The organism is Halomonas alkaliantarctica (assembly GCF_029854215.1).
In the GTDB taxonomy this organism is placed as follows: Bacteria; Pseudomonadota; Gammaproteobacteria; order Pseudomonadales; family Halomonadaceae; genus Vreelandella; species Vreelandella alkaliantarctica_A.
This window is the reverse complement of sequence record NZ_CP122961.1, coordinates 2,430,088-2,450,498: the sequence shown is the minus strand read 5'-3', so window position 1 is coordinate 2,450,498 and position 20,411 is coordinate 2,430,088. Positions and strand designations below refer to the sequence as shown.

Here is a 20,411-nt window from a genome sequence, read left to right as displayed (position 1 = left end):
TCGGAATTTGCTGGATACCGAATGCTTAAGTGCTAATGGCATTAATTTTTCATTGAAGAAATTTTGCCACATCAGCTCTTATAGCCGCTAGGTAGCTAAAACCCAGCGGCTATATCAATGTCGAACGTCGACACAATTAAACACACCTCTTACCAGCGCCTCTCATCAGGTAAATAATGAACATGATCAGTGAGCCCATTACAAAACACCATACGCCTACGGTTGCGTAGCTGTTAATGGTGCGCTATCTCACTGTTCATTTAATTTCCTTATCTGAAATATTACTTTCAGGAGCCTCACAGTGCTTAAATACTGATGTCTGGTGCAAACTGAAAGCCCACCGATACCCGATTCCAACTGTTGATTTGGACAATAATGGCGGTGAGGTTAATTAGCCCCTGCTCACCAAACGCAGCTAGGGCGTTTTGATAGTCGTTGTCACTCACCGCTTGCTGGCTGACCAGTGTTAGTGCTTCGGCCCAGGCGAGTGCGGCGCGCTCTTGTTTGTTGAAGCAGGGCGCTTCACGCCAAGCAGGCAATACATCCAGGCGAACCTGATGCTCTCCATCGTCTCTGGCCTCTTGCGAATGCATGTGCTGACAAAAGCAGCAGTGATTAATTTGCGAAACGCGCAGGTGCACTAAGTGGATTATCGAACGACTAACCGTTGAGTCTGGGGCAACCTCGCCTAGTGCAGTCAGGTGCTTAGCTAGGCGGGGGCAAAGGCGATAAACAGACTGTTGAGACATACGAGCAGACATGCGGGTGACCTCGGTGAGTAAGTTGAGAACTCAGCTTAACGTCGAGGTTTTTTTACGCCTTGTAAATTTGCGACAGTTTGCGTTTGCGATAGGCGGCGGGCGTTTCATAGGCGAGTGATTGGAAGGCATGGGTGAAGTGAGCTTGGTCATAGTAACCGCATTTTAGGGCTATTTCCGTTATGGGTAGCGTGGTTGCAAGCAGTCCATGGCGGGCTCGGTTTAGTCGGGAATAGGCCACTAATTGGCCTGGGGTAACGCCTACCTCGCGTTTTAATTTGCGCTCCAGTGTACGCCTAGTGAACCCTAGCGTGGCGCCAAGCTGTTGGGGTGGAAGCTTTAGTTCTCCAATGGCCTGAACAATCGAAGTGATACGGCGATTAGGGGGTGGCTGGCTCTCTAGTCGATGTAACAACCATGTTTCCAGCAGGCGTAAACCCTGTTGCGAGTCCAACTGGTAAAGACGCTCTACCACTGGCATTAATCCTTGCAATCCTAGCGGTTCAAGCTCGTTATCCAAGCGGTGGTGTGTATGTGTGAATGCTTCGGGTGGAAAGCCCAACAAGCAGTAAATGCCGGCTGCCTTAAAACGAATGCCCAGACAAGGTGCGGTGGTGTCGAGCGTCTCTATCAACGTGGTTTTGTTGAAGCAGAGCGTGATGTCGGGAAGGGAACTGGTGAGCTTGATGCTGAGGCTCGCACCGGCATCTGGGTAGAACTTTTCAGTTCGTTGTTTAGCTAGATGGCCCGAACCTCCTATTGACCAAAGGCACTGAACCCATGGGGCTAAGCGTTTATCAGGCAGGCGATGCCGAAAATTTAGATCGTTGGCGTTGCTTGGCAAGATGAAGTCGGCCATGGAGTTTACCAATGGTATGTTTTTTTAATGTTGGCTCACATTAACTCAATCACACAGCGTCTGGGAGTTGGCTCTGCGCCATACGCTAGGCGGCGCTTTTTCCTGGCGAGCCCAATTGCGCCTTAGCTGTCGCTCATCGCCGAATCCGGACGCTTCGGCAATGCGTGCTAGCGTCCATGTGGTTTCGGTCATTAACGCTTTGGCTCGCTGCAGGCGTAACCCCATAATGTAGTCGCCCACCAGCATGCCGGTGAGACTTTTGAATTGGCGCCGGAAATGACGTTCGCTCATGGCTGCCTGAGCCGCCAATGTTTCGACACGCCAAATTTGCGAAGGGGCGGCGCATATTGCATCTTGAACGCGATGCAGCCGTTCATCCACATGATTGCGGCCCTCAAGCCAGGCCCCCACTTGAGGCTCTTGGCCACTACGGCGAAGATACAGCACCATTTCTCGCGCTACCGCCAGAGCCAGCGAGTGGCCGCAAGCACGGGTAAGCCAGTACAGCATGGTATCAATGCCGGTCGAAATACCGGCGCTGGTTAAATAGCGTCCATCCTCGGTAAAGATACAATCACGTTGTACCTTTGCTTGTGGGGCTTTGGTTTTTAGCTGCTCAATTAGCGTGTGGTGGGTAGTACAGCGTCGTCCCTCTAAAAGGCCAGCATCCGCCAGTAATATTGTGCCAGAGCAAACGGTCATCAGCGTATTGGCATAGTGGGCATTCGCCTTGAGCCAAGCGACGCACTCTTGCTGCGCTAATGGCTCAAGACTATTGCGATACTGCCCCGGAATAAGCAGTAAATCTTGAGTAGGGAGCTGTCTAGGCAAGGGATCGATGCCGCTAAGGGTAAGCGGCCCTAGCCACTGCATGGCGGCTTTGGGGCCGATATAGCGCACCTGAACGTCTATTGATAGCCGGTCTGCACACTGTAAGACCTGAAGTGGGCCAACCAAATCAAGCGGCACCTGGCCGGGCATCATCAATACCGCCACCCGCAGGGTTGTGGCTCTTGGGGATGGCGGTTGGCTATGCTGCTGCTCTTCACTCACGCGTGCTTTGCCATTCGTTGACCATGTCTTGTGTAGTGATAATACGCGCAAAGCGGTCTTCAAGTACCAGTTCGGTGCGTGCCTTAATATCCTCGGCTGTCCAGGTGATGTCGTGGCGCGTCATGGGGAATGTTAGGGTAGCATCGCTGATAAAGTCGACGCTAAACCCTAAATCCGACGCCACGCGTGCTGTGGTTTCGCAGCATTGCTCGGTGCGAATACCGCTAATCGCCAGCCGTTCAATGCCTCGCTCCCGTAACCAGCTTTCAAGCGAGGTATCGCTGAAGGCGTTATGTACACGCTTGTGAAAGGTCACCGCCACTTCATCGTTAAAATCATCAAGCGGACGAATAAGGCCACCATCAGGGTCGAAAGCCCCTTGGCTGCCAGGTGCTTCATGCAGAATGCGCACGACCGGTATCTCGTTAGCCTGGGCTGCGTCTAGTACTGCACGCTGCTTGGGCCGCCATGCCTGAGCCAGTGATTCTACCCAGTAATCGCGAGCGGGAAAGGAGGCTTGGACATCAATTAATAACAATGCAGTTTTAGGCTGGGTCATGGCTAATCTCATCGTGTTGAAGTGAGGCTACAGATTAGCGGTTACGCATTCTGCCAACGATGCGTTGGCCGGTCACAAAGGGGGCAATTTCGGCCATGTATGGCCAATGTGTTCTAGCCGACAGCTGTTGTGACGGCGCAAGTAGGATTTATTGCTTCACACAAACAAAAATCGCATTTCCAGAAGCATTATCCCAGGGAATGATTTTTTCGTAATTGTGCTCAAATACATGAACCTCAAAGTGAGGCGCTAAAAGAGCAATTAACTCTGCAAAGCTAACCGCCACCATGGGATGTTCGTCGTTCCATAGCTGTGTTTCTTCAGGGTTGGCTTTTTCGATGCTTAGTCTTAGCGACTGCTTTTCACCCTGGCCACTGTAGTGCCATCCCGAGCGGAACGTGAACATGTTATTCGCTTGCTTTGCGCTGTGTTTAACAGATAAAGCGTTATCGATTTTGTCTTTATCGACCGCGTTAAAGCAGAAAATACCGCCAGACTGAAGTGCGCGGTGCACGCTGGAAATGCACGCTTTTAGCTTCTCAATCCCATCGTTGTAGTGAATCGAGTATAAAAAACACGTGATTAAGTCTTGGGGATCGTTAACCGCGAAGCCACTCATGTCTTGCAGGGTGAACTGGGCTTCTGGGCAACGCGTGGCGGCGATGTCCAGCATGGGTTGATTGATATCCAGCCCGCTACTGGCATAGCCAAAATCAATGTAATGACGCACGTGAGGGCCGGTGCCACAGGCTAAATCCAGGTGTGTTGTTCTGCCGTTGCCGAAAATCTGATGCAGCCTGCGAATGGCGTTGCTCTGCGCTTGATAATCGATATCCACGCACATCAAATCGTAGTAGCCAGAAAGGTCGGTATACAGTGCATTGACGGACATAGTGACCTATTAGTGGCGGCTGAAATTGTGTGGGTGGCGCATAGTAAACGAGCTGGTAGGGTTTGAGAAGCCGACGCTGCTTGGCGTGTAACGATTACGCACCGGCATCTTTCAGCCCTAAAGAAACACTGACGATGACCGATATATAACTGAGGCCATCGAGATGTCTCTGGTCGCTGCTAAATGCCGAGAGTGCCTGCTATGCCGAAAATACTGATCTTTATCACTACCTTGCTTCTCATGCTGTCTAACCAAGCGCAAGCACACTCGAATGCGCCAGAGGAGGCGGCGTTGGCATGGCTAGAAGCCATTGATAGCGGTCAGTATGAGCAGGCATGGGAATCTTCCTCTTCAATACTCAAAAAGCCGCTTTCGCCGCATATGTTAGAGCGGACGATTGGTGCAGCGCGTCGCGACCTTGGTGCGGTTCAGTCGCGCCGACGAGTGAGCGTCGTCCGTGAAACCTCTATGCCAGGGGCTCCAAAAGATGACTACGCGGTTTTAACGTTCCAAACAAGTTTTGAAAACAGGCCACAAATTACGGAAACCATCACTCCTCACTTGGAAGAGGGGATATGGAAAGTGAGTGGTTATTATTTGAACTAACCGGTCCCTCAACAATATTGCTACCACCTCTGGCCTTCAAAATCGCCGCTTTGGTTCAGGCTCTTTTTACCCTCGAATCCTGCCTTCACGTTGTTCATGACGTAGCTCAATGTGGCTGCTAAGTTGAGTAGGTAGCCTTGTGTATGTGCTATGGATAAGCTTCAGGTTCAGAGGGGAATGTTCAGGCGTTGAATGTGAGGAGCGGGTATGCAAACCCTTTCTCTCAAACCGCATTGGTTCTGGTGGATAGTTGCTGGTTTGCTAATGGCTACCATGTCGTTTACGTGGCAGGCTATGGCACAAAACGCTTCATCCAGCGTTCTGGTGCTCAATATCGAAGGCGTGATCGGCCCGGCCACTAAGGACTACTTTGGGCGTGGGCTGGATAAAGCCCACGAGCAGGGCAGCGAGCTGGTGATCGTCGAACTCGATACCCCTGGCGGGTTGGTCGACACCACCCGCGACGTGATTCGCGAGATGCTTAACGCTGACATTCCCGTCGTGATGTACGTTTTCCCCAGTGGTGCGCGAGCGGCAAGCGCGGGCACCTATCTACTTTACGGTAGCCACGTGGCTGCCATGGCTCCCTCGACCCATCTCGGCTCGGCCACGCCGATACAAATGGGCGGTGGGTTGTCCGTAAGCGATGACAGCGAAGAAGATAATTCCGCTGAGAAGTCGGATGGCGAGGGGGGCGCCATGGAACGCAAGGTGATGGAGGATGCAGTGAGTTTTATCCGCAGCCTAGCTGAACGCCATGGTCGCAATGCCGACTGGGCTGAGGAAGCGGTGCGCGATGCGGTCAATCTCACTGCTAACCAGGCGTTGGAGCAAAACGTCATCGATGTGGTAGCACGTGATGTCGACGACCTGCTAACACAGATCAATGGCATGACAGTCATCATGGAACGCGGTGACTACACCCTTTCTACTGATAATCTCACCATTGAACGTTTTGATCCGGATTGGCGCACGCAAATCCTGTCACTGATAACCAACCCCAATATTGCCTATTTTTTAATGGTTCTTGGTTTTTACGGGCTGATATATGAGCTTGCCAGCCCCGGAAGTCTATTTCCTGGCACCATCGGGATCATTTGCTTGCTGTTAGCTCTGTTTGCGTTTCAAGTGCTGCCGATTAACTACGCTGGATTAGCACTAATCGTAGTGGGATTGGCACTGATCGTGGGGGAGGCCCTAATGCCAAGCTTCGGGGTGCTGGGTGTCGGGGGCATAGTTGCCTTTGTGCTCGGCTCGGTCATGCTAATGGATGCCGAGTATCTGGCTATTTCAGTGCCGCTTATCGTGGGTGTTGCACTGGTGTCAGGAGGTCTAATGCTATGGACTCTGATGCGCTTCGCAACGCTTCGTCACCGCCAGGTACATACCGGTGCCGAGCAACTGATTGGTGCAGACGCCATTGCTCTGGAGGATTTTGATACCAACGGCCACGTACGATTGCACGGTGAGCGCTGGAACGCGGTAAGCGATGTTCCGGTTAAACAAGGCGATCAGCTTACAGTGAAACGCCTCGAAGGATTGACTGTATACGTCTCGCCCCACTAGGCCCTCAGTTGTCGTGCGTTATTCATGTGATGGTCCAACAACTCTGTGAGGTGACCCATGATGATTTCGTATTTAGTTCCCGTAGTGCTGGTGTTGATGCTGATTGCTGCCTCCATCCGCATTCTGCCGGAATATAAGCGCGGCGTGGTGTTCTTTCTCGGTCGGTTTCAGAAGGTCAAAGGCCCTGGACTAGTGATTGTGATTCCCGCCATTCAGAAGATGGAGGTGGTGGATCTGCGCGTCATTACCATGGATGTGCCGGAACAGGACGTGATCTCTCAGGATAACGTCACCGTTAAAGTTAATGCGGTGCTTTATTTCCGCGTCGTCGATCCAGAAAAGGCGATCATTCAAGTCGAGAATTTTACCCAGGCGACCAGTCAACTGGCGCAGACCACGCTGCGTTCGGTGCTGGGTAAGCATGATCTGGATGAGATGCTCTCCGAGCGCGATAAGCTTAACGACGATATCCAGGAAATCATTGATACCCAAACCGAAGCGTGGGGTATCAAAGTCGCTAATGTTGAAATTAAGCATGTAGACTTGGATGAGAGCATGATCCGTGCGATTGCCCGTCAGGCCGAGGCGGAGCGCGAGCGTCGCGCCAAGGTCATCCACGCCGAGGGTGAACTGCAGGCTTCCAAGAAGCTGGTCGAAGCGGCCAATGTGATGCAGGAAAACTCCGCCGCGCTGCAACTGCGCTATCTGCAGACCATGAGCGACATGAGCAACAAGAACGCCTCGACGATCGTCTTCCCGCTGCCCATGGACATCATGGAGGCGTTCAAGGATATGAAGGCTAAGCCTATGGCATCTGGGCCGGAGCCCCACAAAAGTGATGGCTGATGCCTCCAGGCTTCATTATTCTCTTTTCAACCGTGATGGAACACATGCTATACATTGCTGACACCCCTGAACCGCCTTACTACGCCGTTATTTTTACTTCACTACGCACCGAGGTCGATAGCGGCTATGACGCAATGGCAGCAAGAATGGTTGAGCTTGCAGCGCAGCAGCCGGGATTTTTAGGGGTGGAGTCAGCCCGCAATGAAGTAGGTGTAACGGTCTCTTACTGGGCCGATTTGGCGTCTATTAAAGCGTGGAAAGCCCATGCTGAGCATCAAGAGGCTCAGCGGTTAGGCCATCAGCAGTGGTACCAGCACTTCAAAACCCGCATCGCTAAAGTTGAGCGAGATTACGGTATTTAGCTGATTGTCACCGATTCAGCGGCTTACACCACCAGCCCCGCCAGTGCCTGCATCCCTAGGGCCACCGCCATTACAACGACGCCTGCCACCAAACTCGTTATCAAGGCATGGCGTTTCCACAGTACCAGAACACGGTGGCCAAAGCGGTGAACCAGCCAGGCAAGGCCGAAGTAACGCAAGCCACGGGCGGTTAACGCCGCCAGTACGAACAGCATAATCGGGTAGCCGGAAAGCCCGGCGGTAATCATCGCCACTTGGAAGGGAATTGGCAGTATGCCAATGGCCAAAATGGCGGCAAAACCGTACTGATCGAAAAATGTTTGAAATGCCTGGTAGCTACTCTGCATCCCCATAGACTCAATAAACCAGGTGCCCACCGACTCATAAAGCACTAAGCCAATGCTGTAGCCCACCAGCGATGCGACGAGGCAGCCCGCAGTAGTGACCAACGCCAGTAACCACAGCCGCTGCCTATTAACGGCCATCAGCGGGATCAACACCAGTTCAATAGGAATGGGTAGAATAATCGTCTCCAAAAAGGAGAGGGTGGCGAGTAGCCACAACATATTGTTGGAGCGGTTAATACGCTCAAACCACTGTTTGGTGCGTTTGGATGCTATGGCCATGCAGGTCTCTACACTTCGGGATTAATGCGGCGATAGACGGCCGCTAATAGGCTGTAGAGACCAAACGCGAAGAGCCCCAGCGCGACAAAACCCAGTAACCACTGGCCGTAGGGTTGGCTTCGCAGGGTGCTGAATACTTCGTCCATACCGCCTGCTTGATCGGGATTGATTTGATAAGCGGCGATGATAAAAAAACTACCTACGATCACAAAGACAAGACCACGAATCACTAATCCGAAACGGCAGATTGGATAGGCCCATTGTTGCGTTTGCTGTGGCATGGCGAAGTGTTTGTCGAATTTGGCTTGGTAGCCTTTCAGCGCATGAGCAATACCTACGCCAATCATGACTAAGCCAACCCCGCCTACCAGCCAGCGCCCGAAAGGCTGCTGCATTAGCCAGCCCGCGACACCTTGTGAGCCGCCACCTGAATCACCTGAAGAACCCGCAAATTGAAAGATGAGCGTGGCGGCAAAGAAAGCCAGCAACGTGTGGGTAATGGCGCTGGCCAACAAGCCCGCACGAATAGCCAAGCCCTTAGCGCCGTTGCCGTGATGGTCAGTGTCTTTGACTGCCTGGATAGTCCGCCACATAGCGTAGCCCACCAAGCCGATGGCCATAATGGCTAACAAAACTTTTCCGAAGGGAGCGGTGAGCACGCGCTCTAAGGCGCCCCGACTGCCTTCTGTCTGGCCGCCTTGCCCAAAGGCTGCCAGCGCTGCAAGGCCCCCCACTAATAGGTACACAATGCCCCGAGAGGCGTAACCCATGCGGGCGAAAAGGGTAATCGCATCACGGTGGTCGGGGTTATTCATACTATTGGCCATGGTGTCCTCCTGACATATTAGGCGTTGCGCATCCCTATGCAATCTAGTTCATATAGCGCTTATCGGCGGCCCATACTGGGCTTGTGCTGTGCTATTGTCCAGCCTAGGCCAAGCCGAAGTGTCAAAGGCTATTTTTGAATAACACGAGCAGAACATGAGCACAATTTCGTCACCTATCTTCTGGCGGGATGCGCGTATGCCCTACGTGGAACTGCGCAAGATTAGCGACGCGCGACAAGTTTGTTATGCGCCACATAGTCATACATATTGGTCGCTGGGGGCCATTACCGCAGGTAACAGCACTTTTTGCTATCGCGATGCGGCGCATCAAATTAGTGCGGGAGACATCGTTATGATGAACCCCCACTGGGTGCATGCCTGCAACCCCATCGAAAACCAGCCTTGGGCGTACATTATGCTCTACGTCGATACCGAGTGGCTGAGTGGATTGCGTTACCAATTGGGATTGCTAAATACGCCGGACTGGCAAGATATCGCTACCGCCGTTATTACCCAGCCAGCGCTTTATGCCGGGTACTGCGATATGGCCGCTTGCTTGCTGGATGAACACCGCGACATTAGCGATAAGCAAACGGCGCTAGTCGAGTACTTGTCTACCATTCTGCAAGTCCTTGCTCAAGAATCCCCCGAGGCATTGCCCCAAGCGCCCAGTGCGCTAGAACAGGTCGCGGCCTATTTGCGTGCCAACTGTAGCGCTGATATATCGCTAGAACGGCTATGTAAGCAGTCCGGCTATAGCGCTGGGCACCTGATTCGCGCCTTTAAACAGCACTTCGGACTAACGCCCCATGCTTACCTGATTAATCAGCGCATTCAGATGGGGCAGAAAGCGTTAAAACAAGGGCAACCTATTGTTGAGGCGGCTTTGAACGCTGGCTTTAATGACCAGCCCCACTTTCAAAGAACGTTTAAGAGGCTGGTAGCCGCGACACCCAACCAGTACCGTTATCCGTTACTCAACCAGTAAGAAAATAGCGCTAGCCGCCAAGCATATAGCGAGTGTGCGGTTAATCGTCAGTAAGACAATCGGACGATGAACATAGCGTTTCAGAAAAGCGCCTGCATAGACCCAGCTAGCGAGCGATAGCCAGCAAATAGGCAGATAGAGGCTGGCGAACAGCCATAGCTGATAGGTCTCATTAGCAGTGGTGTAGGCGCCAATGCCCGCGGCAGACGCCAGCCATGCCTTGGGGTTGAGCCACTGCATCGTGGCGCCTGTCATAAACCCTGGCGCTTTGACGCCGCCTCGCTCCTGCAAGCGCCCATCGTGCTGTAAAAGTTGATAGCTGAGGTAGAGTAAAAACAGAATGCCTGCCCAGCGTAAAAACGTTTCCAGCAGTGGCACCACGCTCAGTAGAGAGTAAAGACCAGCGCCGATGGCTAAAAATAGCGCGACAAACCCCAGCGTGGCGCCGGTTACAAAAACAAGCCCTTTAGCGATAGGGTAGTGCGTACCGCTACTCAAACAAACGATGTTGACCGGCCCCGGCGAAATAGACGCGGCAAGTGCAAATGCGGCCATGGGTAAAGCTGTCGATGCTAATAAAACGCTCATTGTCATCCTCCTCGGTAGTGACAGGAGTTTGCAATGGCAACTACTGGCGGTATTGCACAAAATTGAGGTGGTTGGTTAAGCCGTTGCCTTGCTAGTGCCCAAAAACCGACCAGCCGGTACGCTGCACAAACATTTCGAGCGCCTGGGTGCCCAGCAAGCTGTTGCCGTAGGCATCCAGCCCCGGCGACCAAACGGCGATGGAGCCATGGCCGGGTGCAATGGCCAGAATGCCGCCGCCCACGCCGCTTTTGCCGGGCAAGCCGACGCGAAAGGCGAACTCTCCCGAGGCGTCGTAGTGTCCGCACATCATCATTAGCGAGTTGATTCGCCGCGCCCGCTGGGGGGCTACCACGCGAATGCCACTGGGTTTGTTGATGCCATCCGAGGCCAAAAATAGCCCGGCATGGGCCAACTGCTCACAGCTCATGGCGATAGCGCACTGGTGAAAATAGGTGCCTAGCACCTTATCGACATCATGGCGTAGACGGCCAAAGGCTTTCATAAAGTGCGCCAGTGAGGCATTGCGGTCGCGATGAGCCATTTCGGAAGCGGCCACCGCGTGGTCGAAGTAAATGCTCTCGTCATCGGCGATATAGCGCACAAAGCTAAGGATCTCGCCCAGCGTCTCTTTGGGTTCATGGCCCATCATAATTGCATCGACCACCGCAATGGCCCCGGCATTGATAAACGGGTTACGCGGTTTGCCGCTTTCGTGCTCAAGTTGAACAATAGAGTTGAAGGGATCCCCCGAGGGCTCGCGACCCACTTTTGACCATAGCGAATCACCTGCTTGCCCCAGCGCAATGGTCAGGGTAAATACTTTCGAGATACTCTGAATCGAGAAGGGCGTGGTAGCACAACCCGCCGAGTACACTTTGCCATCCACGGTGGCGAGCGAAATGGCAAACTGCTGTGGGTCAACATGGCCCAGCTCGGGAATATAGTCGGCGACCTTGCCGCGTTCTTTGGCGTTTGCCATGGCGGCTGCAATGTCATTGATCAAGTCTTGCATGGGCGTATCGTGTACCGTCAATTGAGGCGGGGCATTACACTAGCGAAAACCAGTGGCGATGTCTGTTAAACATAACGTCTCTTTTAAACATAAACAGTCTTATCACCTGCCAGTGCGCAAGATTCGGGTCGGCAACTTTCCTGTGAAGGCATAGGCTGAAAGGAACTAAGCAGCCCCGACGGCTAGAGAGATAACACAATGAATGACTATGAGCGTGTCGAAAAAGCCATGGCCTATATGGTGGCCCATGCGGCGGAACAGCCCAATCTGGAAACGGTGGCAGCTCATGTTCATTTGAGTGCCTTCCATTTTCAGCGGCTGTTTTGTCGCTATGCGGGGATTAGCCCTAAACGCTTTTTGCAGGCGCTCACTTTAGAGCGCGGCAAGCAGTTGATGCAGTCGTCTGCTTCTTTGCTGGACATCGCTCATACCCTTGGACTTAGCGGTGGCTCGCGGCTTTATGACCACTTTGTTCAGTTAGAGGCAGTCACGCCCGGCGAGCATAAGCGCCAGGGTGAAGGAGTGGAGATCGCTTACGGCGTTCATGCAACACCCCTCGGGAGCATATTCGTCGCGGTAACCCCCCGGGGTATCTGTCGGATGGGCTTTGTCGATGCGACTCATTCGGAAGAGTTACTGGCAAGGTTGGCCAAAGAGTGGCCGCGCAGCACCTTTCGGCCAAGCCTAGAGACCACCCGCTACGCGGTGGAAGCGCTCTTTACCCAACCCGCAGAGGGCGCTGCCGCCTTGTCGCTGCATGTCACCGGCACCAACTTTCAAATAGCGGTTTGGCGGGCGTTGCTGACGATTCCCGAGGGGCAATTTGCCAGCTATTCCCATATTGCCCAGGCGCTGGGGTCACCTAAATCATCCCGAGCAGTGGGTAATGCGGTGGGGGCTAATCCCATCGCGCTATGGATCCCCTGCCATCGGGTGATTCAGCAAAGCGGCGCACTCGGTGGTTACCGCTGGGGATTAGAGAAAAAGCAAATGGTACAAGCCTGGGAGCTGGCGCTGGCACACCCCGGCAACGAAGCGCTCGCCCCCAGTCTAACGACCTAATCAATCAGCCCATTAGCATCATAAAACGGGAAAGGGCCAGGGTAGCGCTCGATAAACCCTTGGTGAGTCACCATACCGTTAGTCGCTGACCACTGGTGGAGCAGGTAACCGGGGGGTTCTAGCTGAAAGTGGGCGGGGCCCTCTGGGGTGAGATCCAAACTCACCTGGTGGGAAACCCCAGGGCAGCTAATCGCCAACGTGTTAGCAAAGCGGGCTTGGATCGAACGGTGCAGATGCCCGCAGAGCACGCGCTCTACCTGGGCATGTTTGCCAATGACCTCAGCTAGCGCGTCTGGTCGCTTAAGCGGCTGGCGATCCATATGGTCGATGCCACTCATAAAAGGGTGGTGATGGACCATGACCAAGGTAGGTTTTTCGGGCTGCTCCGCCAGCGTTCTATCCAGCCACTGCAGGCTTTCATCGCTCAGCTCGCCATGGGGTTTACCGGGCACCGATGAGTCGAGCCCCACTAGGCGCACCGGATAGTCTTCCACGACCCACTGTAAATAGTCGCGGTGCTGAAACAGGTAACGGTGTTCGGGAAAGGCGGCGCGTAGATGCTCGCGGTCATCATGATTGCCCGGGATCAAGTACACGGGCAGGGTTAATTCAGCCAGGATCTGCCTAAAGGTGGCGTATTCGTCAGGATGGCCAAAATCGACCAAGTCACCGCTAATCAACACCAGGTCGGGCCGCGGCGCTAGCTGATTGAGCGTGCTGATTGCTCGACGCAGCGCATTGGCGGTATCTACCTGGCGGTAAGAGCGTTTACCGCCCGCCTTGATATGCGGATCGCTAATCTGGGCGATAAGGCATTGCTGGGCACGAGGGGCTTTCTGAATGTTCAAACCTTGATCAGCCATTGGCCATCTCCTTGGCATTAACAGGGGCAGTAGGCTTATCTGGGTGAAAAAGCACTCTAGACGGGAGTGCCAAACCAATGGCGGTGCCGTTTGGCCAGCGCTGGCGGGAGGGTGCCTCAATCTGGAGCGGTGAAGCGCCGCCGGTATCCACCATCAGGCGCTGGGTCTGGCCCAGGAAAATGCTTTGTATCACTTTCCCCTTTACATCGGCTTGGTCAAGAGGCACAACCTGAATGTCTTCTGGACGGCAGTAGACAGTGGATACTCCCTGCAAATGGGCAGCGATTAGCTCACCGCCATGGACCACCAAGCCCCCATCGGCGCGGGTGCTCAGGACGTCCAGGCAGTTCACCGCACCAATAAAATCGGCCACAAAGGCGTTGGCTGGCTGATGATAAATCTCTTGGGGGGTGCCCAACTGCGCAATGCGTCCGGCCTGCATTACCGCGATGCGGTCACCCAAGGCCATCGCCTCGTCTTGATCGTGGGTAACGTACACCGCCGTGGTGCCTAGCTCCCGTAGAAGCTGGCCAATCTCGATGCGTAAGCGGTCGCGCAGTTTGGCGTCGAGAGCTGCCAACGGCTCATCAAACAGCAGCACCTTGGGGCGCACGGCGATGGCGCGGGCTAGGGCGACGCGCTGTTTTTGGCCACCGGAGAGGGCGTCGATACGCCGACCACCAAAGCCCTGCAAGTCGACCATCCGCATCACTTCGTCAAGCCTTTGGGCAATCTCTGCCCGCGGTAAACGCTGTATTTTAAGGCCGTAGGCAATGTTGTCGGCGACGCTCATGTTGGGAAAGAGCGCGTAGTTTTGAAACACCATTCCCACATCGCGTTTCTCAATCGGCAGGGCGGTGACATCGCGCTCGCCAAACAGCACTTTTCCGCCTTTGTCGGGGCTTTCCAGGCCGCTGATAATACGCAGCGTGGTGGTTTTTCCGCAGCCGGATGGGCCCAGCAGTACCAGGGTTTCGCCCGCGTTAACCTGTAAATCAAGTGGCTGTAGCGCAGTAGTGCCACCTGCAAAGGTGCGACTGCACTGGTTTAGGGTAATGCTGACAGATGAACTCATAACGGATTCTCAAATAATAAAACTTAGCGGCGCTGCTCGGTGAGTCGACCTGCCCACTGAATCGCCACCAGCAAGGGCACGACCATCACCAGAAATATCAGCGTGTAGGCTGAGCCAATTTCCAGGCGCATCGAGGCGTAGCTGTCGGCTAAACCGACCGGCAGCGTTTTGGTTAGCGGGGTATGCAGCATCCAGGTAATGTTGAATTCACCGATGGATAAGGTGACCACCATCAGCGCTCCTGCAAGAATGCCGCTCATACAGTTGGGGATGACCACCCCGAAAAAGCGTTGCCGGAAGCTGGCGCCTAAGCTGGCGGCGGCTTCTTCAAGATGCGGAAGCTTGGCGGTTTGCATCACGGAGAGCACCGCGCGCACCATAAAGGGCAGGGTAAACAGGACATGGCCAACAAGAATAAATAGCCAGCTGCCACGAAATTCACGGTAGCTGCCATAGGCGAGCAGTAGGGCAAGCGCGGTGGCCAGCCCAGGCACGGCAACTGGTAGCAGTAGGAGTTCTTCAATCGCGTTGGCCCAGCGGCGGCGGCTGCGCAGCAAACCATAGGCAGCGGGTACGCCAATCAGGATAGTGATCAGTAAGCAGGCCAGTGCCAGTTTAATGGAGAGCCAGATGGTATCGGCGTAGAGCTGCCACACCTCATTGACCCAGCGCAGGGTCAGACCACTCTCAAGACCCACAAAGTAGTTCTCGGTTAGCCCCGCCATGACCGACATGGCGACAGGCACAATCATGAACAGGCACACCAGCAGGGTGAAGCCTAATTGCAGCGTGAAGCGTAGGCGAGATTTCATACCGAAGCTCCCAAGTTGCCGCCTGCAAGCCTGCGGGCAAGGCTCAATGCCATCCAGGTGATCACGCCCAACACCACTGAAAGCGCGGCTGCCATGGCAAAGTTAGCGTAGTTGGTGAATTCGCCGTAGATATTGAGCGGCAGGATGCTCAAACGCGTGCCCAGGGTAAACGCCGTACCAAAGGCGCCCATGCTGGTCGCAAAGCAGATGGCGCCGGTTGAGAGCAGCGCGGGTGCAATGCCGGGTACGATGACGTCTTTGGTGACCTGCCATGTGTTAGCACCTAATGAGCGGGCTGCCTCTTCAAGGCTTTGATCCAGGTTGTCGCAGGCAGCCATCACGGTGGTGATAACACGAGGAATGGAGAAGTAGAGGTAGCCGATAAATAGCCCGGCCATAGAGTAGGCGAACATCCAACGCTCGCCAAACAGCCACAGACTAGTCTGCGCTAAGGCGCCTTGGCGTCCCCCCAGCATGATGACCAAAAAGCCCACCACCACGCCTGGAAAGGCCAGCGGAAAGGTAAGGATTGCCACTAGTATGGACTTGCCAAAAAAGCGCTGACGGGCGAGAAAAAAACCGGCAACGCCCGCAATGGCAACCGCTACCAGTGACACTATCAGCGAAAGGCCAACGGTGGTCGCCAGGCTGATTAAGTACTGACGATGGGTAAGAATGGTCAGGTAAGCACTGATGCCACTACTTGGGTCTGCCTCGTTACCCATCATAATCAGACGCGAAAAAGGCAGTAGCCAAAAGGCGCAGAAAATCACCAGTGCAGGCAGTAAGGCGAACATTGCGATAAGGCTTTTTCGTCGTGCGGGCCCCACCATGATCTGATGAGTATTGACGTAAGAAGCAGCCCCAGAGGGCTGCTTGGATGCCGCTGTCATGATTAACGAACCTCCGACAGATACCGCTCGGAGAAGCTACGTTGAGCAGCCGCCATAGCGGTGTAGTCGAGTGCCTCGGCGCGGGCATACTCGCTATCGGGCAGAAAGACTTCGCGTGCTTCAGGGGAAATGGCGCTGGCGCGAACGGGGCGTAAGTAAGCATCCGCCCAAACCGCTTGGCCTTGATCAGAGAGCACGAAATCAAGCACCTGTTTGCCGTTCTCGGGGTTGGGGCCATCTTTCACCAGGCTCATCACATAGGGCACTACCACGCTGCCTTCTTCGGGAATCACAAACGCTACATTGGCACCATCGCTATGGCGTGCGCGGTAAGCGTTGAAGTCGTAATCGAGAAGAATCGGGATCTCACCTGAAAGTACTCGAGCGTAGCTGGTTTGCTTGGGCACAATCGGGTCGTTTTCGGCGAGCTGATTGAAGTAGTCGATCGCCGGGGTGAAGTCATTAAGATCGCCACCCATGGCTAGGTTGACCGCCACAGCACCGACGTAGCCGACGAAGGCGCTGGCCGGGTCAAGGTAACCCACCATGCCGCGATACTCAGGCTTGAGCAGGTCTTCCCAGGACGTGGGCACCGGGGCGCCATCCAAGGCGTCGACGTTGACCATAAAACCAAGGGTGCCAGAGTGAATGGCAAACCAGTTACCTTCGGGGTCTTTCAGACCTTCGGGTATCTCGTCCCAGTGGGCAGGCTGGTAGGGCGTCACTACGTCCTCTTCCATGGCTTGAATGCCGAAGGTTACCCCGTAGTAAACGACATCTGCCACAGGGCTACTGGCTTCGGCAACCAATTGGGCTAAGGATTGGCCGGAATTTTTGTTGTCTTGCGGCACGCGAATGCCAGTCTCCTGTTCGATCAAACGCAACTGCGTTCCCCAATCGGCCCATTCCGGTGGGCAGTTGTAGCAAATAGCGTTGTCGCTTGATTGCGCAAAAGCGCTTCCCGACGCGCTAATCACCGCCGTGGCCAATACCGCTTGATAAAGACGCTTGAGATTCATGACGTACTCCTCTATGAAGTGCCTAACATGGACTTACGGGATGCCGGGATTCCGACACTTTCGCCCTTACGCAGTGCGTGGGGCAGGGGAGCAAGTGTGCATTCTTCTCCCCGAATCATGGCTAGCAAGGTGTGAACAGCCGCGCGCCCGATCTTGGCGCGAGGCTGTTCAATGGTGCAGAGCGACGGGTAGAGGTGCTTGCCTAAGGCAATACCGTCAAAGCCCATCACTGAAAGGTCGCCAGGCACGTTAAAGCCTGCGCGTTGCAGTTCGCCCATCAGGCTGATGGCGAGCAGATCATTGGTACAAATCACTGCGCTGAGAGTGTCTGGCCCTTGTAGTGCTGGTGTTAGGCTTGCCAGGTCAGCCTGGGTATGGCGGGCCATCTCAACCAGCGGGCGGGCGATCAGACCGGCCTCGCCCATAGCGTGGCAGTAACCGTCAAAGCGCTGCCGGGCACGGTCTGACTGCAGTAGCGGGCCGGCGACCATGCCAATTCGCTCATGGCCCAGACTGATTAAGTGACGGGTGGCATCGGCGCTGGCGGCACGGTTATCGACGCCGACCGAGGGGAAACCGCTGCTTCCAGGCGGGTTGTAGACCAGCAAGCAAGGGGTGGTTTCCAAACGTAGCTTGTCCAGCACAGCGCTGTTATCTGCTTCTGCCACGGTAAGTATCAGACCGTCCACGCGCTGGCGCAGCATCTCCTCAACAATGTCACCCTCCCGGCTGGACGAATATTCGCTGGTGGTAACGATCAGTGAGTAACCAGCAGCACGGGCAGCCACTTCCATGGCTTGTAGTTGCTCGGCAAACACCGGGTTATCGAGACTGGGCACCATCACGCCAATCATTTGCGTGGCTTGCGAGCGTAGCTGCTGAGCGACTTTATTAGGCCTAAACGCCAGCTGCTGGGCAGCGTTAAACACTTTTTCGCGAGTCGCTGAGCGGACCAAATCGGGGCTTGAAAAAGCCCGCGCCGCAGTTGCCCGGGAAACCCCGGCGAGTTTGGCCACACTGAGTAAATCTGCCATGCGAATACCTGTTATTAATGCAATGAGATCGATCTCATTTATCAGTCGTTAGCCTAAAGACGGCATATGACAAATTGATGGCGTTTAAAAGTATTTTTGATTATTTAGGGGGCAGGGTGGCTTGAGCGGAGATTGAACACATTGCGCCCCTTAGCGCCTCCCGCTAAAGTCTTGCTCTTGTTCACCTGGGCGAGACCACTCTATGGCCACATTGATGATTCAAGGCACCACCTCGGACGCGGGTAAAAGCACCGTGGTGGCTGCCCTTTGCCGCGCGCTGGCAAGGCGAGGAATATCAGTGGCGCCGTTTAAACCCCAGAACATGGCGCTGAATAGCGCCGTAACGGAGGATGGCGGCGAGATTGGCCGTTCCACGGCGTTACAGGCCCAAGCCTGCTATTTAGCGCCCCACAGTGATATGAACCCGGTACTGTTAAAACCAGAAACGGATCGTGGCGCCCAGGTGATTTTACGCGGCAAAGTCCATGGCCATATGGATGCGCTCGATTACCATGCCTATAAACGCACTGCGAAAGAGAGCGTATTGGCGGCATGGCAGGCGTTGGAAAACCGCTTTGACGTGATTATTGCCGAGGGGGCAGGTAGCCCTGCTGAAATCAATCTACGCGAGGGCGACATTGCCAATATGGGCTTTGCCGAAGCGGCTGACTGCCCAGTATTACTCGTCGGTGATATTGATCGCGGTGGGGTATTTGCCCAATTGGTAGGTACGCTGGCGCTATTGAGCGAGAGCGAACAGGCGCGCACCAAGGGCTTTATTATCAATCGCTTTCGCGGCGACTTAGCACTGCTAAAACCTGGGCTCGAGTGGTTGCAGGCGCGCACTGGAAAACCCGTATTTGGAACATTGCCTTATCTGCAGGGGTTGGTACTCGATGCAGAAGACAGCATTGGCTTAACACAAGGCGAAAAAGCCAGCCAGACGCTTAACGTGATCGTTCCCGCTCTACCGCGCATCAGTAACCACACTGACTTCGACCCACTGCGTTTGCACCCACAGGTGTCGCTGACCTTCGTGGGGTCAGACCAGCCGATACCCGCCGCCGATGTGATCATTCTGCCCGGCAGTAAAAGTACTGCCAGTGATCTTGAATGGTTGAAACGCCAGGGCTGGGATAAGGCAATCCAGCGTCACTTACGCTATGGCGGCAAAGTACTGGGTATTTGCGGCGGCTTCCAAATGCTGGGGGAATGGGTAGATGACCCTGACGGTTTGGAGGGGAAAACTGAAAAAGTAGCAGGATTAGGGCTGCTTCCCCTTACCACTCGGATGGTGGCGGGTAAGCAACTGCGCAATGTGAATGGTTTAACGGTGGCGGAGGGCGCTACCGTTACAGGCTATGAAATCCATAACGGCGTAAGCGATGGTGCAGCGCTTAGTTCGCCGCTATTTGATTTAAAGGGATGCCCGGAAGGTGCCGTTAGCAAAGATGGCCAAATTATCGGCACCTACCTGCATGGGTTATTTGACCATCCAGAAGCCTGCCAAGCCCTCTTGAAGCAGCTCGGCCTGATTAATGCTGATAAGAGTGACTATCAAGCTCACCGAGAGCGTGAGCTTGACCGTTTAGCCGATATGCTGGAAGCCCACATTGATATTGAGGCGGTTATTGCTCTGATTGAAGCTGGCGCTTAGCCATCACAGTGATTTCAATACTGCTTCCACCGTAGAGGTTCGGGGATTCGGTGCAGGTGCGGGCAGGGTAGCGGCCAGGTTCAAAGTGCTCTGCGTAAACACTGTCCATGTCTTGGATGGCGTGTAGATCCGTGAGGTGGATATCCACCCGCACTATATCCGCTAAGCTGCCGCCTTCCATTTCAAGCATGCGCGAGAGTGCGCGCATCACAAGGCGAGTCTCCTCTTTAACATCGCCTCGGGCGGCATGGCCGTTAGAGAGGTCGGCAACGGTCAGTCCTGAAATAAACACATAGTGATCATCGACTACCATGTGGCTACCGGGGAAGCTTGGTGTGGGCATGGTAGGGTCATTCATAAAGGTGGGCATACTAGCTCCTTCTAAGTGATGTTCACGCTTATAGTTCTCTTCGACAGGTTGTTAACAGTGGTGTTCAGTATCAGTAACAATGAA

Annotated in this window: 23 protein-coding genes; 7 read left to right on the top strand and 16 right to left on the bottom strand. The window is 54.4% G+C overall.

The window, feature by feature from the left end:
* Nucleotides 1-305: 305 nt before the first annotated feature.
* From QEN58_RS11225 to QEN58_RS11205, 5 genes are all read right to left on the bottom strand, one after another.
* The gene (locus QEN58_RS11225; protein ID WP_280103750.1) at nucleotides 306-761 is read right to left on the bottom strand and encodes a carboxymuconolactone decarboxylase family protein; all 456 of its coding nucleotides are present in this window, start codon (nucleotides 759-761) and stop codon (nucleotides 306-308) included.
* Between the two features lie 52 nt (nucleotides 762-813).
* Nucleotides 814-1,617 carry a helix-turn-helix domain-containing protein gene (locus tag QEN58_RS11220; RefSeq protein WP_280103749.1) on the bottom strand — a complete coding sequence of 268 codons (804 nt, stop codon included), beginning with the start codon at nucleotides 1,615-1,617 and terminating at the stop codon, nucleotides 814-816.
* 45 nt (nucleotides 1,618-1,662) lie between these two features.
* A complete protein-coding gene (locus tag QEN58_RS11215) occupies nucleotides 1,663-2,670 on the bottom strand; it encodes a GlxA family transcriptional regulator (RefSeq protein WP_280103748.1) in 1,008 nt (335 codons plus the stop codon).
* Nucleotides 2,663-3,229, bottom strand: a complete 567-nt coding sequence (locus QEN58_RS11210) for an isochorismatase family protein (protein WP_280103747.1) — start codon at nucleotides 3,227-3,229, stop codon at nucleotides 2,663-2,665. Before QEN58_RS11210 ends, QEN58_RS11215 begins: the two co-directional genes overlap by 8 nt.
* A gap of 148 nt (nucleotides 3,230-3,377) precedes the next feature.
* On the bottom strand, nucleotides 3,378-4,121 hold the full coding sequence (locus tag QEN58_RS11205) for a class I SAM-dependent DNA methyltransferase (protein WP_280103746.1): 744 nt from the start codon (nucleotides 4,119-4,121) through the stop codon (nucleotides 3,378-3,380).
* Between the two features lie 201 nt (nucleotides 4,122-4,322).
* On the opposite strand from QEN58_RS11205, the gene QEN58_RS11200 reads away from it, so the two are divergent.
* The 4 genes from QEN58_RS11200 to QEN58_RS11185 all read left to right on the top strand — a co-directional run bounded on the left by QEN58_RS11200 (nucleotide 4,323) and on the right by QEN58_RS11185 (nucleotide 7,501).
* Nucleotides 4,323-4,727: a DUF4019 domain-containing protein gene (locus tag QEN58_RS11200; protein ID WP_280103745.1), complete on the top strand. Its 405-nt coding sequence runs from the start codon at nucleotides 4,323-4,325 to the stop codon at nucleotides 4,725-4,727.
* Between the two features lie 207 nt (nucleotides 4,728-4,934).
* Complete coding sequence (locus QEN58_RS11195) at nucleotides 4,935-6,293, top strand: NfeD family protein (RefSeq protein WP_280103744.1); 1,359 nt, start codon at nucleotides 4,935-4,937, stop codon at nucleotides 6,291-6,293.
* 57 nt (nucleotides 6,294-6,350) lie between these two features.
* Nucleotides 6,351-7,139: a slipin family protein gene (locus QEN58_RS11190; RefSeq protein ID WP_280103743.1), complete on the top strand. Its 789-nt coding sequence runs from the start codon at nucleotides 6,351-6,353 to the stop codon at nucleotides 7,137-7,139.
* Nucleotides 7,140-7,183: 44 nt separating this feature from the next.
* Nucleotides 7,184-7,501 (top strand): antibiotic biosynthesis monooxygenase family protein, encoded by a 318-nt coding sequence (locus QEN58_RS11185; protein ID WP_280103742.1) that lies wholly within the window; start codon nucleotides 7,184-7,186, stop codon nucleotides 7,499-7,501.
* A gap of 23 nt (nucleotides 7,502-7,524) precedes the next feature.
* On the opposite strand, the gene QEN58_RS11180 is transcribed toward QEN58_RS11185, so the two are convergent.
* Together QEN58_RS11180 and QEN58_RS11175 are read right to left on the bottom strand one after the other, a co-directional pair.
* The gene (locus tag QEN58_RS11180; RefSeq protein ID WP_280103741.1) at nucleotides 7,525-8,127 is read right to left on the bottom strand and encodes a YqaA family protein; all 603 of its coding nucleotides are present in this window, start codon (nucleotides 8,125-8,127) and stop codon (nucleotides 7,525-7,527) included.
* An 8-nt stretch (nucleotides 8,128-8,135) separates the two neighbouring features.
* Nucleotides 8,136-8,954, bottom strand: a complete 819-nt coding sequence (locus tag QEN58_RS11175) for a DUF1206 domain-containing protein (RefSeq protein WP_280103740.1) — start codon at nucleotides 8,952-8,954, stop codon at nucleotides 8,136-8,138.
* 154 nt (nucleotides 8,955-9,108) lie between these two features.
* Between QEN58_RS11175 and QEN58_RS11170 the strand changes: the two genes are divergently transcribed.
* The gene (locus tag QEN58_RS11170) at nucleotides 9,109-9,942 is read left to right on the top strand and encodes an AraC family transcriptional regulator (RefSeq protein ID WP_280103739.1); all 834 of its coding nucleotides are present in this window, start codon (nucleotides 9,109-9,111) and stop codon (nucleotides 9,940-9,942) included.
* Here the strand turns inward: QEN58_RS11170 and QEN58_RS11165 are convergent.
* Together QEN58_RS11165 and QEN58_RS11160 are read right to left on the bottom strand one after the other, a co-directional pair.
* Nucleotides 9,928-10,536 (bottom strand): LysE family translocator, encoded by a 609-nt coding sequence (locus tag QEN58_RS11165; protein WP_280103738.1) that lies wholly within the window; start codon nucleotides 10,534-10,536, stop codon nucleotides 9,928-9,930. The genes QEN58_RS11170 and QEN58_RS11165 overlap by 15 nt on opposite strands.
* Before the next feature lie 85 nt (nucleotides 10,537-10,621).
* Nucleotides 10,622-11,542: a glutaminase gene (locus QEN58_RS11160; protein ID WP_280103737.1), complete on the bottom strand. Its 921-nt coding sequence runs from the start codon at nucleotides 11,540-11,542 to the stop codon at nucleotides 10,622-10,624.
* A gap of 198 nt (nucleotides 11,543-11,740) precedes the next feature.
* On the opposite strand from QEN58_RS11160, the gene QEN58_RS11155 reads away from it, so the two are divergent.
* Nucleotides 11,741-12,604, top strand: coding sequence for a bifunctional transcriptional activator/DNA repair enzyme AdaA (locus QEN58_RS11155; protein ID WP_280103736.1), 864 nt, complete (start codon nucleotides 11,741-11,743; stop codon nucleotides 12,602-12,604).
* Here QEN58_RS11155 and QEN58_RS11150 read toward each other — a convergent pair.
* The 6 genes from QEN58_RS11150 to QEN58_RS11125 are packed head-to-tail and all read right to left on the bottom strand — an operon-like array spanning nucleotide 12,601 to nucleotide 18,300.
* Nucleotides 12,601-13,467 carry a phosphodiesterase gene (locus QEN58_RS11150; RefSeq protein ID WP_280103735.1) on the bottom strand — a complete coding sequence of 289 codons (867 nt, stop codon included), beginning with the start codon at nucleotides 13,465-13,467 and terminating at the stop codon, nucleotides 12,601-12,603. The genes QEN58_RS11155 and QEN58_RS11150 overlap by 4 nt on opposite strands.
* Nucleotides 13,460-14,542: an ABC transporter ATP-binding protein gene (locus tag QEN58_RS11145; RefSeq protein WP_280103734.1), complete on the bottom strand. Its 1,083-nt coding sequence runs from the start codon at nucleotides 14,540-14,542 to the stop codon at nucleotides 13,460-13,462. The genes QEN58_RS11150 and QEN58_RS11145 overlap by 8 nt, the downstream gene beginning before the upstream one ends.
* 23 nt (nucleotides 14,543-14,565) lie before the next feature.
* Entirely contained in the window at nucleotides 14,566-15,354 is a 789-nt protein-coding gene (locus QEN58_RS11140; RefSeq protein ID WP_280103733.1) for an ABC transporter permease, read from the bottom strand.
* Nucleotides 15,351-16,247: an ABC transporter permease gene (locus QEN58_RS11135; protein ID WP_280103732.1), complete on the bottom strand. Its 897-nt coding sequence runs from the start codon at nucleotides 16,245-16,247 to the stop codon at nucleotides 15,351-15,353. The genes QEN58_RS11140 and QEN58_RS11135 overlap by 4 nt, the downstream gene beginning before the upstream one ends.
* 2 nt (nucleotides 16,248-16,249) lie before the next feature.
* Nucleotides 16,250-17,266: an ABC transporter substrate-binding protein gene (locus QEN58_RS11130; RefSeq protein ID WP_280103731.1), complete on the bottom strand. Its 1,017-nt coding sequence runs from the start codon at nucleotides 17,264-17,266 to the stop codon at nucleotides 16,250-16,252.
* 11 nt (nucleotides 17,267-17,277) lie between these two features.
* The gene (locus QEN58_RS11125) at nucleotides 17,278-18,300 is read right to left on the bottom strand and encodes a substrate-binding domain-containing protein (RefSeq protein ID WP_280103730.1); all 1,023 of its coding nucleotides are present in this window, start codon (nucleotides 18,298-18,300) and stop codon (nucleotides 17,278-17,280) included.
* 202 nt (nucleotides 18,301-18,502) lie between these two features.
* On the opposite strand from QEN58_RS11125, the gene QEN58_RS11120 reads away from it, so the two are divergent.
* The gene (locus QEN58_RS11120) at nucleotides 18,503-19,957 is read left to right on the top strand and encodes a cobyric acid synthase (protein WP_280103729.1); all 1,455 of its coding nucleotides are present in this window, start codon (nucleotides 18,503-18,505) and stop codon (nucleotides 19,955-19,957) included.
* On the opposite strand, the gene QEN58_RS11115 is transcribed toward QEN58_RS11120, so the two are convergent.
* Nucleotides 19,929-20,327 carry a RidA family protein gene (locus tag QEN58_RS11115; RefSeq protein WP_280103728.1) on the bottom strand — a complete coding sequence of 133 codons (399 nt, stop codon included), beginning with the start codon at nucleotides 20,325-20,327 and terminating at the stop codon, nucleotides 19,929-19,931. The two genes, QEN58_RS11120 and QEN58_RS11115, sit on opposite strands and share 29 nt — an antisense overlap.
* Nucleotides 20,328-20,411: the final 84 nt, after the last annotated feature.

Bases quoted from the DNA above. Each gene is read 5' to 3' on its own strand.
- QEN58_RS11225 (WP_280103750.1), bottom strand. From the start codon at position 761: ATGTCTGCTCGTATGTCTCAACAGTCTGTTTATCGCCTTTGCCCCCGC.
- QEN58_RS11220 (WP_280103749.1), bottom strand. From the start codon at position 1,617: ATGGCCGACTTCATCTTGCCAAGCAACGCCAACGATCTAAATTTTCGG.
- QEN58_RS11210 (WP_280103747.1), bottom strand. From the start codon at position 3,229: ATGACCCAGCCTAAAACTGCATTGTTATTAATTGATGTCCAAGCCTCC.
- QEN58_RS11205 (WP_280103746.1), bottom strand. From the start codon at position 4,121: ATGTCCGTCAATGCACTGTATACCGACCTTTCTGGCTACTACGATTTG.
- QEN58_RS11200 (WP_280103745.1), top strand. From the start codon at position 4,323: ATGCCGAAAATACTGATCTTTATCACTACCTTGCTTCTCATGCTGTCT.
- QEN58_RS11195 (WP_280103744.1), top strand. From the start codon at position 4,935: ATGCAAACCCTTTCTCTCAAACCGCATTGGTTCTGGTGGATAGTTGCT.
- QEN58_RS11190 (WP_280103743.1), top strand. From the start codon at position 6,351: ATGATGATTTCGTATTTAGTTCCCGTAGTGCTGGTGTTGATGCTGATT.
- QEN58_RS11185 (WP_280103742.1), top strand. From the start codon at position 7,184: ATGCTATACATTGCTGACACCCCTGAACCGCCTTACTACGCCGTTATT.
- QEN58_RS11180 (WP_280103741.1), bottom strand. From the start codon at position 8,127: ATGGCCATAGCATCCAAACGCACCAAACAGTGGTTTGAGCGTATTAAC.
- QEN58_RS11175 (WP_280103740.1), bottom strand. From the start codon at position 8,954: ATGGCCAATAGTATGAATAACCCCGACCACCGTGATGCGATTACCCTT.
- QEN58_RS11170 (WP_280103739.1), top strand. From the start codon at position 9,109: ATGAGCACAATTTCGTCACCTATCTTCTGGCGGGATGCGCGTATGCCC.
- QEN58_RS11165 (WP_280103738.1), bottom strand. From the start codon at position 10,536: ATGACAATGAGCGTTTTATTAGCATCGACAGCTTTACCCATGGCCGCA.
- QEN58_RS11160 (WP_280103737.1), bottom strand. From the start codon at position 11,542: ATGCAAGACTTGATCAATGACATTGCAGCCGCCATGGCAAACGCCAAA.
- QEN58_RS11155 (WP_280103736.1), top strand. From the start codon at position 11,741: ATGAATGACTATGAGCGTGTCGAAAAAGCCATGGCCTATATGGTGGCC.
- QEN58_RS11150 (WP_280103735.1), bottom strand. From the start codon at position 13,467: ATGGCTGATCAAGGTTTGAACATTCAGAAAGCCCCTCGTGCCCAGCAA.
- QEN58_RS11145 (WP_280103734.1), bottom strand. From the start codon at position 14,542: ATGAGTTCATCTGTCAGCATTACCCTAAACCAGTGCAGTCGCACCTTT.
- QEN58_RS11140 (WP_280103733.1), bottom strand. From the start codon at position 15,354: ATGAAATCTCGCCTACGCTTCACGCTGCAATTAGGCTTCACCCTGCTG.
- QEN58_RS11135 (WP_280103732.1), bottom strand. From the start codon at position 16,247: ATGACAGCGGCATCCAAGCAGCCCTCTGGGGCTGCTTCTTACGTCAAT.
- QEN58_RS11130 (WP_280103731.1), bottom strand. From the start codon at position 17,266: ATGAATCTCAAGCGTCTTTATCAAGCGGTATTGGCCACGGCGGTGATT.
- QEN58_RS11125 (WP_280103730.1), bottom strand. From the start codon at position 18,300: ATGGCAGATTTACTCAGTGTGGCCAAACTCGCCGGGGTTTCCCGGGCA.
- QEN58_RS11120 (WP_280103729.1), top strand. From the start codon at position 18,503: ATGGCCACATTGATGATTCAAGGCACCACCTCGGACGCGGGTAAAAGC.
- QEN58_RS11115 (WP_280103728.1), bottom strand. From the start codon at position 20,327: ATGCCCACCTTTATGAATGACCCTACCATGCCCACACCAAGCTTCCCC.